Annotated in this window: 12 protein-coding genes and 1 pseudogene; 7 read left to right on the top strand and 6 right to left on the bottom strand. The window is 37.3% G+C overall.

Annotation, left to right across the window (positions count from 1 at the left end; translation table 11 throughout):
• Window positions 1-80: 80 nt before the first annotated feature.
• The 6 genes from ACR2MV_RS12560 (at window position 81) to ACR2MV_RS12535 (ending at window position 7,037) form a co-directional block, all read left to right on the top strand.
• Window positions 81-695, top strand: a complete 615-nt coding sequence (locus ACR2MV_RS12560; RefSeq protein WP_434022267.1) for a nucleotidyltransferase family protein — start codon at window positions 81-83, stop codon at window positions 693-695.
• Between the two features lie 81 nt (window positions 696-776).
• Window positions 777-1,508 (top strand): sulfite exporter TauE/SafE family protein, encoded by a 732-nt coding sequence (locus ACR2MV_RS12555; RefSeq protein ID WP_434022266.1) that lies wholly within the window; start codon window positions 777-779, stop codon window positions 1,506-1,508.
• Window positions 1,509-1,616: 108 nt separating this feature from the next.
• Window positions 1,617-3,266 carry an MFS transporter gene (locus tag ACR2MV_RS12550; RefSeq protein WP_434022265.1) on the top strand — a complete coding sequence of 550 codons (1,650 nt, stop codon included), beginning with the start codon at window positions 1,617-1,619 and terminating at the stop codon, window positions 3,264-3,266.
• A 38-nt stretch (window positions 3,267-3,304) separates the two neighbouring features.
• Window positions 3,305-5,671 carry a GH36-type glycosyl hydrolase domain-containing protein gene (locus ACR2MV_RS12545; protein ID WP_434022264.1) on the top strand — a complete coding sequence of 789 codons (2,367 nt, stop codon included), beginning with the start codon at window positions 3,305-3,307 and terminating at the stop codon, window positions 5,669-5,671.
• A 158-nt stretch (window positions 5,672-5,829) separates the two neighbouring features.
• Window positions 5,830-6,360, top strand: a complete 531-nt coding sequence (locus ACR2MV_RS12540; protein WP_434022263.1) for a 5' nucleotidase, NT5C type — start codon at window positions 5,830-5,832, stop codon at window positions 6,358-6,360.
• A gap of 80 nt (window positions 6,361-6,440) precedes the next feature.
• A complete protein-coding gene (locus tag ACR2MV_RS12535; protein ID WP_434022262.1) occupies window positions 6,441-7,037 on the top strand; it encodes a 3-keto-disaccharide hydrolase in 597 nt (198 codons plus the stop codon).
• A 64-nt stretch (window positions 7,038-7,101) separates the two neighbouring features.
• Here ACR2MV_RS12535 and ACR2MV_RS12530 read toward each other — a convergent pair whose 3' ends face one another.
• Together ACR2MV_RS12530 and ACR2MV_RS12525 are read right to left on the bottom strand one after the other, a co-directional pair.
• Window positions 7,102-7,701: an SOS response-associated peptidase gene (locus ACR2MV_RS12530; protein WP_434022261.1), complete on the bottom strand. Its 600-nt coding sequence runs from the start codon at window positions 7,699-7,701 to the stop codon at window positions 7,102-7,104.
• 16 nt (window positions 7,702-7,717) lie between these two features.
• On the bottom strand, window positions 7,718-9,124 hold the full coding sequence (locus ACR2MV_RS12525) for an exonuclease domain-containing protein (RefSeq protein WP_434022260.1): 1,407 nt from the start codon (window positions 9,122-9,124) through the stop codon (window positions 7,718-7,720).
• 97 nt (window positions 9,125-9,221) lie between these two features.
• On the opposite strand from ACR2MV_RS12525, the gene ACR2MV_RS12520 reads away from it, so the two are divergent.
• On the top strand, window positions 9,222-9,404 hold the full coding sequence (locus ACR2MV_RS12520; protein WP_434022259.1) for a CPXCG motif-containing cysteine-rich protein: 183 nt from the start codon (window positions 9,222-9,224) through the stop codon (window positions 9,402-9,404).
• A 2-nt stretch (window positions 9,405-9,406) separates the two neighbouring features.
• Here ACR2MV_RS12520 and ACR2MV_RS12515 read toward each other — a convergent pair whose 3' ends face one another.
• The 4 genes and pseudogenes from ACR2MV_RS12515 to ACR2MV_RS12500 form a co-directional block, all read right to left on the bottom strand.
• Window positions 9,407-10,633, bottom strand: a complete 1,227-nt coding sequence (locus ACR2MV_RS12515) for a multidrug effflux MFS transporter (protein WP_434022258.1) — start codon at window positions 10,631-10,633, stop codon at window positions 9,407-9,409.
• Between the two features lie 96 nt (window positions 10,634-10,729).
• Window positions 10,730-12,004: an alpha/beta hydrolase family protein gene (locus ACR2MV_RS12510; RefSeq protein ID WP_434022257.1), complete on the bottom strand. Its 1,275-nt coding sequence runs from the start codon at window positions 12,002-12,004 to the stop codon at window positions 10,730-10,732.
• A 673-nt stretch (window positions 12,005-12,677) separates the two neighbouring features.
• Window positions 12,678-13,679, bottom strand: a complete 1,002-nt coding sequence (locus tag ACR2MV_RS12505) for a metal-dependent hydrolase (RefSeq protein ID WP_434022256.1) — start codon at window positions 13,677-13,679, stop codon at window positions 12,678-12,680.
• A 182-nt stretch (window positions 13,680-13,861) separates the two neighbouring features.
• Window positions 13,862-13,986, bottom strand: a pseudogene (locus tag ACR2MV_RS12500) (FKBP-type peptidyl-prolyl cis-trans isomerase); the annotation flags it as partial.

Raw genomic sequence — 13,986 nt, 5'->3', positions numbered from 1 at the left:
GATCAATTTGAAGTCTCTTTGCCAGTTTTTTTTTGATTCAATTAGCAGATAAGGTTCTCAATTGATGTAAAGATAAGCGTATGAGTGGTGGTCATTTTCCAACAAAAGTGGGGGCAGTAGTTTTAGCAGCAGGTAGCTCCAGCAGGATGCAGGGTATCAAACAATTACTTCCATGGAAAGATTCAACCATGGTCAGTCATGTTCTTGATCAATTAAAAGAATCAGATGCATGCCATGTTTTTTTGGTTCTGGGAGCTTATCATTCTGAAATTTTAAGCAAGATCGACACAAGGAATATCACGGTCGTCTTGAATCAGAACTGGACTCTTGGAATGGGGTCATCTATTGCAAGAATTGCCACATACATTCAAAAAGAAGGAATCGAAATAGACGCTTTACTTCTCGCAACATCTGATCAGCCAATACTTGAGTTGAATACATATAATAAATTGATTAATAGTAGTATTAACAGTAATAGAATTGTAGCAACTTCTTATGGAAAGAGTTATGGAATCCCTGCAGTTTTTGGAAGAGATTATTTTGAAGAGTTGTCGTGTTTGAATAAGGATACAGGTGCCAAAGCTGTTATCAAAAAACATTTAAAGCATTTGATATTGTTGGATGATCCAAAGGCAGAAATCGATTTGGATACCATTGAATTGTATCAAAAATTCTATGCTATATATGGAAGCTAAGTATGTTGACATCAGTCTTATTTCTGCCTTGATTCAAATTTTGATGCTATTAATTTGACGGTACTGATAGAATATTTTAATATGTCTAATCTGGACATCCTCCTCGCTGTTACTGCAACCTTGCTGTTGGGTTTCGGTAAGTCCGGCATTAAGGGCTTAGGGGTAGTGATTGTTACTTTGATGGCCCTGGTTTTTGGTGGAAAAGCCTCCACAGGTATTTTAATGCCGATGATGATCACTGCTGATGTTTTCGCTGTGATTTATTATCACAGGCACACGCAATGGATCTTTTTGAAGAAATTACTTCCCATGATGATTGTAGGCGTACTCATCGGAGTTTGGTGGGGTAATGATATCTCCGAAGTACTGTTCAAGCAAATCATGGCCTTTTTTATATTGATCACCGTGGTTATAATGATTTGGATGGATAGAACCAAGTCAATTGGAATTCCAAGGCATTGGGCTTTTTCGGGATTTATGGGCCTTTTATCAGGAGTCACTTCGATGATTGGTAATTTAGCCGGAGCATTCGCGAGTATTTATTTACTGGCTGTTCGACTTCCAAAAAACGAATTCATTGGTACGGCGGCATGGCTATTTTTTATAATTAATGTTTTTAAGCTGCCCTTTCACATTTTTGTTTGGAAAACGGTAGATGAAAAAACGTTGCAATTGAATTTGTTACTGACTCCAGCCTTGATCATTGGTTTTTTTCTGGGTGTTAGATTGGTAAAGGTCATACATAATGATCTGTATAGAAAGTTAGTGCTATTCGTAACTGCAGCAGGAGCTTTAATCATTTTATTTAGGTAATAACCGATTATATTCTACCAAAAACAGGAGATTTGATACAAGTAATTATGAGGTCAAATTCTTACATTTGAGAGATTTTTTTACATTTTAATCCTGAAAAACATAGAGATGTCAACACCACAGCATGCTGAGAAGGCAGATAGTTCACAGTCATTAACTACCAAAGAAATTATAGGTTATGCAGTTGGAGATGCTGGTTTTAACTTTTACTGGATCATCATCGGTTCTTACTTATCTTATTTTTACACGGATATTTTTGGGATTTCAGCTGCCGCCGCAGGCACGATGTTTCTTGTGACCAAAATAGTTGACGCCTTTACAGACCCGGCGATGGGAGCCATAGCTGATCGAACCAACTCGAAATGGGGCAAGTTCAGACCTTATCTTTTGTTTGGCGCCTTACCCATGGCTGGAGCAGCAATTTTAACAATGAGCACGCCCGACCTGGGTGATAGCGGAAAGATCATTTGGGCTTATGCCACCTATACCATGATGATGCTTTGTTATACAATTTTGAGCACTCCTTATTCTTCCTTGGCCGGTGTAATTACTTCAGATGCAACTGAACGAAATAAAATTTTCGGATGGCGGTTTTTCTTTGCCTATTTTACGGGAATCATTGTGGGGGCTTTTACTCCCGGACTGGCGGAATACTTCGCCAATGGAGATGAAGCATATGGATGGAAAATGACCATGGTGTTATATGCATCTGTTGCCACGGTATTGTTTCTTATCACTTTTGCCACAACCAAAGAGCGCATACAACCACCAAAAGGGCAGGATACAAAACCCCTGGACGATATTAAAGATCTTTTAAATAACAGGCCATGGATCATTTTGTTTGCCTTGGCCATGATTATCATGATGACCATCGTATTCAGAGGAAGCTCTGCCACGTATTATTTTAAATATTTTGTAGAAAGACCCGATTTGATGGGTGCATTTATTGGAGTTCAGATGGCAGCATATGCTGTGGGCTGTTTGTTATCACCCTATCTCACCAAATTAATGGATAAAGCCAAATTATTGATGCTGCTCATGGGAATCGTCGGGATATTGAGCGTGGCATTCTCATTTATTCCAAAGCCATCTACCATTGGCGTTATTACCGTCAGTAATGAAAAGGCGATTACATTAAATGCTTCTGAACTTTTGGCAGATGCAAATAACGAAGAAGGTAGCTATAAATGGGTAGAGCATCATTCGGGCATATTTTGGTTTTTAAAAGACTATACCACCATAGGGAACGATTCGGATATTTTAGAATTAGAGGCAGTTGAAAATGGAAACGAAACCAATAGGGTGATTAGTGTTTACAAATTAGACGATGCGGGGAATGTAGTTATGGATAGCTCAGATTTTCCTTTAGAACTTAAATTGATGTTCTTTCTGAACATCCTTATCAGTTTAGCCCTGGGACCAAAATCTCCCATTGCCTGGTCTATGTATGCCGATGCCGCAGATTTCAATGAATGGAAGACGGGAAGAAGGGCCACTGCAATGACTTTTTCAGCCGCAACTTTTTCACAAAAACTCGGGGGTGCCTTAGGGTCCGCAGGTATCTTATGGGTGTTGGCCTCTTTGGGCTATGCCGCCAATGAAATTCAAGAAGGGGCGTCTCTGAGTGGCATTGTCTGGTTACAAACACTGGTGCCGGCATTTTTTGCCTTTGTGGCTATTTTTGCTCTAAAGTTCTATGACCTTAGCGGAGTAAAACTGGATCGTATTCAAAAGGAACTTCAAGAAAGAAATTCGTAAGGAGCTTCTATTTTTAAAGATAAAACTCTTAGATAAATATGTTAATTAAGACTTCAGATCAAGGAAAAAGATTGGATTTAACAGACCCGGTCGCCATGCCTAAGGCAGCTGCCTTTTTATGGAATAAAAAGATGATGATTCATATGAATTGTCGGGGTTTTGCGGTTTCACAATTTATGCAACCGGAACCTGCTAAATATGCCCATGCTCCTAATTTGGAGGCCAAAACCTTTATGCAACCTGAGCAGCCGTATTACGCACATCATGCCGGAAGGTTTTTTTATATAAAGGATGTAGATAACCAGGATTTGTTTTCCATACCTCATGAGCCTGTGAAAAATCCTATGGATGAATTTATATTTTCAGCAGGAGAAAGTGATATCCAATGGTTATTGAAAAAGAATAACCTTGAAATTAAGATGCAGCTCGATTTGACCAAAAATGATGCAGTAGAATTATGGACGCTTCAGATAAAGAATAATTCAGCTGAAGGAAGAAAAATTCAAGTGTTTCCTTATTTCCCGGTAGGGTATATGTCATGGATGAATCAATCTGCCCTGTATGACGAGCAACTCGGTGCCATTATCTGCAGCAGTATCTCTCCTTATCAGAAATACCAGGATTATGACAAAGTAAAAGAGTATAAAGACAAGACATTTCTGTTGGCAGGAACAGCTCCGGATGCCTATGAAGTTCGACAGGAAGCCTTTGAAGGCGAAGGCGGACTTCAAAATCCGACGGCTATTCAAACGGGACAGTTGAAAAACGGTGAAGCCCGTTACGAAACACCTGCATGCGCGATGCAGTACAATATCAATTTGTTGCCTCAGGAGGAAAAATCGTTTAATTTTGTTTTTGGTCCTGCTAAAGATAGAGCTGAAATTGAGAGAATTAAAGATGATTACTTACTATCAGATACTGGTTTTATCAAAGCAAAAAAGGCATATCATGAATATGTTTCTCAAGGAAAATCTTGTCTTACCATACATACACCCAATAAAAAATTAGACAATTTTGTCAATACCTGGCTGCCCAGACAAATCTATTATCACGGGGAAACAAACAGGTTGAGCACAGATCCTCAAACCAGAAATTACCTGCAGGACAATATGGGAATGGGCTATATTAAACCTGAGGTAACCCGAAATGCATTTCTTACCGCCATCGGTCAACAAGAGTTTTCAGGCGCCATGCCAGATGGAATCTTAATAGAAGAAGGGGCTGAATTAAAATATATCAATCAAGTACCTCATACGGATCATTGTGTCTGGTTACCTGTTTGCCTCAAGGCTTATTTAGATGAGACCAATGACAGCTCCTTATTACATGAAAAAGTAGGTTTTGCAAACAACATTGAAAAAGCTACAGTAGCGGATCATATTACAAAAGCCATGACATGGTTGCTAGAGAATAGGGACCACAGAGGATTGAATTATATAAATCAAGGGGACTGGTGCGACCCGATGAATATGGTAGGCTATAAAGGGAAAGGAGTCTCTGGATGGTTGACTTTGGCTACTTCGTATGCGCTAAAGGTTTGGTTAGAAATATGTAAGGACTTTGAAATTGACACCTTATATAAAGAATTTGAGAATGGCATACAGGATTTGAATAATGCCGTAAATGAACATTTATGGGATGGTAGCTGGTATGCAAGAGGAATTACCGATGACAATGTGGTATTCGGAATTAAGAAAGATCAGGAAGGCAGTATCTTTTTGAATCCCCAGGCCTGGTCTATCTTAAGTGATTCAGCAGACGCAAAGAAGGAAAGTCTGTTAATAGCATCGGTAAAAGAGCGATTAGAAACACCTTATGGAGTTGAAATGTTGAGTCCTTCCTTTACGAAGATGCGCGAAGATGTTGGAAGAGTAACGCAAAAGCACCCTGGGTCTGCGGAAAATGGTTCAGTGTATAACCATGCTGCCTCTTTTTATATTTACGCTCTTTATACCAAAGGGTATAAAAATGATGCTTTTCGTTTGATTGATAAAATGATACCAGGAGCCGATGAAGATGATTTGATACAACGCGGTCAACTACCCGTTTTTATTCCAAATTATTACAGAGGAGCCTTTAAACAGTTTCCGCGTACTGCAGGAAGATCAAGCCAGCTGTTTAATACAGGAACTGCTCATTGGATTTATCGCTGCTTAATTGACGGTTTATTTGGTTTAAAAGGTGAACCAGGTGGCTTACGAATTCAGCCTCAACTCCCTGACGATTGGCAAAAAGCTCAGGTAGTAAGGACCTTTAGAGGTGCGGAATTTCATGTGAACATCCTTCGCAGTATTGAAGTTAATTCCATGACCGTTTATCAGAATGAAAGACTTTTAGACGACAATTTAATAAGTGATTTTAAATCAGGAGATACGATTCAGATTTTGATCCACTTGCCTGTCTAAATCTTTTGTCTTTTTTAAGATATTAATTTTTGTGATTTAAATGCATTGATATCATTTCATACGACCTTTATAAGACGAGATAGGTTGTAGGGCGAATTTTATTCTTTATCAGAATGTTTATACGTAAATTTCAACTGTCAAGGAATGAAATAGGTGACATGAAAGACAAAAAGAGCTTAATTGTTGACATGGATGGAGTGCTGGCCGATATCTACAAACAGCTGATTAAATTGGAGTTTGAAGAATCTGGTACACGTATTACTGTTGAAGAAACAATGGGGAAAACTGAAAACGATGCTTTTCCAAATTGCCAAAAGCTTGTAAAGGAAAGAGGTTTTTTTAGAAATGCCCCCGTGATGCCAGGAGCGATAGAAGTGTTGAAAAAACTTAATGAGCATTATCAGTTATTCGTAGTTTCATCTGCCATGGAATATCCAAACAGTCTTGAAGAAAAATATTACTGGATGCAAGAGTATTTTCCTTTTATTTCATGGAAGCAACTGGTGCTTTGTGGCACAAAAACCTGTGTTAAAGGGGATATCATGATCGATGATCATTTTAAAAATCTGGATTATTTTGAGGGGAAAACCATATTGTTTACCCAACCTCATAATTCAGCAAAAGATGAAAATTCCCATCAACGGGTTCATGGATGGAATGACATTTTAAAATTATTGGGAGAGGTATAGAATGCCTTGATTGAAGTAGAAAAAACCATGCAGAGCATAAAAAAATAAATCAATAAATATAAATTTAAAATAAAGAAGTAATGAAACGAGTAAGCATCATAATGTTATTAGTGTGTTTAGGTGTAGGACCGGTATTAATGGCACAATCAAGTTTGTTCAATGGTAAAGATCTTAGTGGCTGGACCGCCTACGGAACTGAAAAATGGTACGTAGAGGATGGTTTGTTAATTTGTGAGAGTGGCCCGGATAAAGCTTATGGCTATCTGGCAACAGATAAACACTATAAAAACTTTGAACTAAATCTAGAATTTAAACAAGAAGCAGATGGCAATAGTGGTGTATTTATCAGATCTACTATTGAGGGTGTAAAAGTAAGTGGATGGCAGGTAGAGGTTGCTCCGAAAGGAAAACATACCGGAGGAGTTTATGAATCGTATGGAAGAGGATGGCTTATCAAGCCTGAGGCATCTAAAGAAGAAGTATTGAAAGAAGGTGAGTGGAATCAAATGAAGATTGTGGTTAATGGAGATACCATTACTTCTTATTTAAATGGTGTTGAAATGATTACCATCACAGATGCGAAAATTGGCGAGGGAGAAGGTTCAGTAGCCTTGCAGATCCATGATGGTGGCGGAATCAAAGTGAAATGGAAGAATATCGAAATAAAGGAATTGTAATTTTGTAGTAATTTTGAGTTATTTTTGAGAAATCCCTGAGACAATCGTCTTGGGGATTTTTTTTCTAAAACAAGGTATGCTGCTGGTATAATCCAGGGTTTGTGGTAAAATCAAAACGAGGCTTTACTTTATCTCCATGGAGCCAGGCATCCATTTCTTGTTTACTGTATAGTGCAAATGGCATTCTTAGTTTTGTATTATGTATTTCCTTCATAAGCCCCTGAGCTTCTGTTGTTACAACTGTGTACGTCTTGGTGTCGGCCCAATGGTCATATAGCCCTGCCAGTGCAAAAATATCATTATTAAAACCAATTTCATATTTGATTTTAGATCCGTCCACATGTTGCCATTCATAGAATCCATTGACCAGGATCAAGCATCTGTTGGTCACAATGTTTTTAAAGGACGGTTTTTCTTTCAAGGTTTCTATACGCGCGTTTAATGTATAGTTTCGATTCCAGGAATCATCGGCCCAATAGGGGATAAGCCCCCATTGGTATAATTGTATCTCACCTTCATCCTGATCTGTAATTACAGGTGTTTTCGGAAAGTCGAAGGCTTTGATCACCTCACTGGGATCAAAGTCATCCAGACCCGTTATTTTCGCGTCAAATTTTTTCTGTAGTTCTTCTTTTTTCTTAGTGATCTTTGTTTGGTAACACATGACAAGGGGGTTTAAATTAAAGAATAAACGCTGATTCTTCCTGCAAGGGAATAAATTTACTTTCATTTTTATTTCTGAAACCTCTCAAAATTCGTTGAACATCTCTGTTGTCTTTTTTAAGGATTAGAAATTCTCTTAATTCAGAAAGTGTTGAAACCTGTTGTTCCTGATCAATAAAACCATAGCCCTGATAGATACCATTTTCAATAAGAACAAAACTCCGTTCCTCATTGTTTCTTCCTCGCTGGGGAATCACATAACTCTTATTGTCATTTCCCATATATGCAACAGCTTGACGGACACGCTCATTATAGGAACTTACTTGCTCTTCGCCTCTGCAAATACCCTTGCATTTCTTTATCTGGTAATGAAAACAAGAATTGACATTGGATTGTAAATGACAATATTTTGGACAAAGTTCAAATTTCTCACATACCAGTTCCATAAAACGCCTGGTTTCCGTAGTATTATAAAATTTTGTAATGGGTTGAGGTACATTTTTCAAACTATTCCAGGCGAGGTGCATGAGACCTGATCGGTCTTCATAACTAAAAACACCAAACCCTTCATTATTTCTTCTTTGGGCCCGATTGTACATCGGATAATGATGTTTTATCTCCGCAGATTCTAAAAGTAAGGCCACTAATTCTGATCCGGTTTCTTCAAAGGTCAGATTTACCGTCTGCTGACACATAGCTACTTCTCGATTCTTCTTATCATAAAAGTGACTCAGCACTCTTTTCTTTATATTGATGGCTTTACCGATATAAATGATCTCATCTTTTTGATCTCTAAAATAATAGACACCTGTTCTTTCCGGCAATTGATCAAACACTGATTTAGGCAAACCAGGTGGTAAGGTAGCTTGCCGTGAACCAGGCTTTAAAAATGAATCGAAAACAGCTCCATCGGTATCCAGTGTCAATAATTTATCAAATAAAATGGTGGTTGCTCTGGTATCTCCCATGGCGCGATGTCGATCATTTAAGGGAATGCCAACAGATGTACATAATTTCCCAAGACTATAGGAGGGAAGTCCCGGAATCAATTTTCTCGCAAGTCTGACGGTACATAATTTCTTTCTTCTGAATGGAAAACCTAAATCTGCGAATTCCTTGTGAATCACATTGTAGTCAAAATTTACATTATGAGCCACAAAAATACAATCGGTAGTCATTTGTATCACCTTCTTGGCAATTTCATAAAACTTTGGGGCATCTTCCACCATATAATCATGGATGCCAGTAAGTCTGGTAATACTATGTGGAATCGAACATTCAGGGTTTACGAGGCTTTCATATTCATCAATTACTTTTTGCCCATCATGTAATAGAATGGCAATTTCAGTAATCCGATTCCCGTGGATTCCCATGCCAGTCGTTTCAACATCAATTATTGCATATTTTAAGCTGTTATCCGCCATTAAATATTGTCGATTTTATAAATATTATTTCTCTTCTAAATTAAGAAAGAAAAATTTACTTATTTTGAATAAATAAAAATTCTTAAAAGTTACTCATTTGGAAGAGCATTTTTTTCAATGTCCCTATTGCTGGGAAGAAATTTCAATATTACTTGACCCATCTTCAACGGATCAGCACTATGTTGAAGACTGTGAAGTTTGTTGCAATCCACTGGAAATTCAAGCCCGTTTCCAACAACAAAATCTCATCAATTTTGAAGTGAAAAATTTAGGTCAATAAATTTATGAGATCTTTGAAATCACCTTAGCCCGTTGCCTTTTCGTGTCAAACCTCAAATAAATAATGATGAGAATTGATAAAAAACTGCAAATCAAAAATCCGATAAAGAGCGGTAAAGCACGTTGATCGATAAATTTTCCAATATAAATACTTATCGGAACCGCCATAATGGTCGAAATAAATCCAGTGATGGCTGCACCGATTCCGGCAATATGTCCAATGGGTTGCATCGCCATGGCCCGTAAGTTTCCAAATAAGAATCCAATAGAAAAGAATTGCATACCAAAAAAGCTCAGTAACACAATGACACTGGGGTTAGGTGCATTATAGAATAGTATCAGGTACAATAATGAAATCGCAAAAAAGCTAATGATTGACGTGTTTATGATTCGCTCCATTCCGTATTTAAGCACCAAGGTTCCATTTAGGAAAGTAGCAGAGCCAATGGAAATGGCCAAACCAGCAAAAATGTATGGAAACTCCTCTTTTAAGCCATACTGGGTATGAAAAATTTGCTGAGAAGAACTCAGGTATACCATAAAAGAACCTGTGATAAAGCCAGATATTACGGTATAACCAATTGTTTTTTTGTGTTTTATAAGTTCTTTCAAACCATCAGGAAAGATATGAGATGAAAACCTGATTCGTTTTTCTTCGGGCAAGGTCTCAACCTGTCTTCTCCAAAACCAAATGGATACGATCACACTAAAGAATAATTGAATATAAAAAATGGCCTGCCAATTATAATGGTCCAGCACAAATTTCCCCATGGCAGGGGCAATGATCGGAACCAGTATAAATACCACCGTTATAAAGGACATGATCCTGGCCATATAATCTCCACTATAGGTGTCTCTGACCATGGCAATACTTATGGTTCGAGGTGCTGACAATCCTACTCCCTGTAAAATACGTCCTACAACCATCCAAAAAAGACTCTCAGAATAAATGCATATCATACTGGCAATAAGGAAAATAAGAAACCCTATATATACGATAGGTTTACGACCCAAGCTATCAGAAATAGGGCCAAATAGGAGAGGACCTATCCCTAAGCCAAGAAAGATCATGGTAATTAAGAGTTGTGTATCACTGGATTTGGTCGTTCCGATTGAAAAACCAATATAGTCTAGAGCAGGGAGCAAAGCATCAATAGCTAATGCCACTATCGACATCAAAGAAGCCATTAGGGCCACAAATTCAAACTGCGAAGTGTTTTGATTTTTCATCCGGCAAAAATACGGCAATAAATAATAAGAAAGACGGGGATAGAACGAATTAATAGCTCTTTAAACTTCTAAGGGATTTGCCTGACAGTTATTTAATCATAGTTTTTGCGCCCACTTCAGCATGGAACTCATATAGGAGGGGTGGAGTGACTGCCAATACTTGAAGTCAGGATTATCTGGTTGCATCATCGAATGATTGGCCCCCTTCAGGAGGATATATTTGTTTTTTTCGTTACCGGATTCTTTAAGATCTGCTTTAATGAGGTCTAAACTTTGCAAAGGAATAATTTCGTCCTCCGAACCCTGTATTACCAATAGAGGCGCTACAACAGCTTTAAAATAGGGCATGGGAGAAAAATTTAGTTTTTTATCAAATACTACTTGATCATCCTGAGGAATCCAGACATGACTCAGCCATGCTGCCGACTCATTTTCTTTGACTTTTCGATTCATTTCCTCCTTTGAAACATCTTCACTGATATACTGAAATACCGTTTTTTGAAGCGCCGATGCCTGGGGCATATCTTCAGGCTTAATGACTTCTTTATTTCTGTTTTCCCAATAATTTAAATCGCTTTCTAATAAGGTGGAAGCAGGGCAACTCACAGCAATTCCAAATGCCAATCTGGGCTCTTTCGTCAATAAATAAGGTACTTTCGTGCCTCCTTGGCTACTGCCTTTAATTCCAATATTAGCGTAGGCTATTTTCTCAGATTGATGCAGGAATTCAAGGGCATGAAGATCATCTTCACATAATTCAGGTATACTGGCTAATTGCCAGTTTCCATCTGATATTCCGGTACCACGTTTGTCTATATGAAAGCTGATAAAACCAGCTTCTGCAAACAGCATAGCTTCGGCTCTGGAAGCGCTACGGTCTTGATTTCCAGAGGATGTCACTAAGTATATCGCTTTGCCATTGGATTTGTCAGGGTAATAAATGGTACCATAAAGCAGTAGATCAGAAGACCTAAAACGAATGTTCTTTGATCTGAATCTACCTTGAAGGTTCTCATTCTTCTTTAACAGTTTGAAATTATAGGAATTGCCATCGACCGTCATAGTCGTTTTTAATTCATTGTTGCTTGACGGTAAAGAAGAGAAATCATAGCGATAGTAATCACTTTGAAGGGCAAATTCAAGGGTGTTATTAATAAGGTTTACATCACCAGCAGGAATCCCGAAAGCATTTTGTGCTAAACTATTGAACTTAATGTGATAAGAATTGTCTACAGACCGGATGTCAAATTCAACATCAGTCTTAAATTTCCCTTGTTTAAAAGTACCGGAATATATACCTGGAGCGATGTGATTCTGAGCAACCAAGGTGTAAAATGTAATAGCTAATAAGTAGAAAAGTGTAAACTTCATGCAAGTGGTCTCTTGTAATACGACTTTATAATTCCAAAAAAGTTACAAATTCGAATCGGAAGTTTTGAATTATTTGTGAAATATACCCTTAGCAGGGTACGGATTTAAATACTCTATTTAACATAATATTAATTATAGAACAAATGTAGTAATTTCTGAATAGCCGTTTTTCCGGCCATTTTACATAATATCAGATATAACGTCTTTAGACTTATATCGGCAATGATATTATGTTAAAAGAAATTACGGCTTAGAACTAATCGCGTCGTTTTTAAAGACGGCAAAGCTTTTATGTTAAAGGGAAATACGGATTATTAGTTTAAAATAGAATTCTAACTATTGGTTATATAGAACAAATGTCCATTATGTTGTTTAAGGCATTGTTTCCGTTTAATAGCTATAATTCTATATTATGTAAATATCCCAAGAACTTCTCGTTACTACACATAATGCTCATAATTTCCATATTCTGTACAAATATCCATAAAAATTATTCTGAGAGATTCTCAGCGATTAGCATTCGAACACTATTTGTAACTATAATTTGCCATTAAGTAAAATTACTCGGGTTTTACTTATTTGTTAAATAAGTCCTCATGATGTGCTTCGCAGTTACCGCTACCAAATGCTCGATTGTTTTATAAAATCAAACAATCGAGCATTTATTTAAAACTCAAATCCCTTTTATCCGTTCCCAAATCTCATATAATAAAAATGATGCGTCAAGTCCAGTTTTGGGAACTTCGGTGGCATAGATTTTATTGTTTTGTAGTTCTAATAGATACGAAAAAGTAAAACTTTCGCTGCCATCTTTTTTAGGTATCAAGCCAAACCTCAAATCATTAAAGTACCAGTCTCCTTTTTTTTCTTCCAAAACATACCAACCTTCACTTATAGTAATTAAGCGTTGAACATTGGGGTATTCTAGTTCTTTCACTGCAGCGTCTCGTTTTTTAGGATATTTTTTAAATTGTATTGGCCGTGTATCAAAAAAAGAATAATCGGCAATTAAATAAGCATCGGGTGTATCTATGTTAGCATTCCATAATATAGTAGAAAATGGTGCTGGCCGTGTACTGAGCTGGGTATATTCAATATTTTGTTCTAGTAATGCGTTTTCAAATTGTTGGGTGGCTACTTGTTTTATCACTAAGGTAGATAGTAAATAAAAAGTGGAAATGTAGAGCCCTGTTCTATTAATTTGTCGTCGCATTTTAGAATCTCGTTTATAAAAAAGTACCATAATTGTACAAACCAAAAAAGGCAAGGTATATAAGGGATCGATTACAAAAATAGAGTTTAAAGCCAGTCGTGTTGAGAATGGCCAAAATAATTGCGTCCCCCAGGTAGTAAACGCATCTAAAAGCGGATGGGTAAAAAGTCCTAAAAAAAATAATTTGCTCCATGCTTTCCATCCCAAAGCATATTTTCGTTCTATTTTATTAACGAGCCAACCAAGAATAGGAGCTAAAAGAATACTAAATAATAAGGAATGGCTAAAGCCTCTATGCCATTCTATGGCGGTAATGGTATCTGTGAAATTGCCAAAAATCACATCTAAATCAGGAATCGTTCCTGCAATAGCTCCATATAATAAGGCCTTATTGCCAACTTTTTTGCCCAGAACAGCTTCTCCAACTGCGGCTCCCAATACTATTTGTGTAAGTGAATCCAATGATAAAATTTGATCGCAAAAATAAGCCTTTTAGATTTTTTTCAAGAAACTGTTAATGAAATTCGTCTTTAATCTAAGGTCATGTTACATAACGCAGAACATTTATGCTACCTTATATAAAAACATAAAAAAACGCCTCACATAAAAATGAAAGACGTTTATTAGTCAATATGTTCTTTGTTTTAAAGAATCTCTAACAATTCAAGGTCAAAAACAAGATCTTGCCCTGCCAAGGGATGATTGCCGTCTAAGATGATATCATCAGCTTCTACTTTTGCAATTCTAAATTGTTGCTCTCCACCCTCAG

Origin of the sequence: Lutimonas sp. (genome assembly GCF_051011215.1) — a bacterium.
Lineage (GTDB): Bacteria > Bacteroidota > Bacteroidia > Flavobacteriales > Flavobacteriaceae > Lutimonas.
The sequence above is the reverse complement of the archived record's forward strand: the minus strand, read 5'-3'. Positions and strand labels throughout refer to the sequence as shown.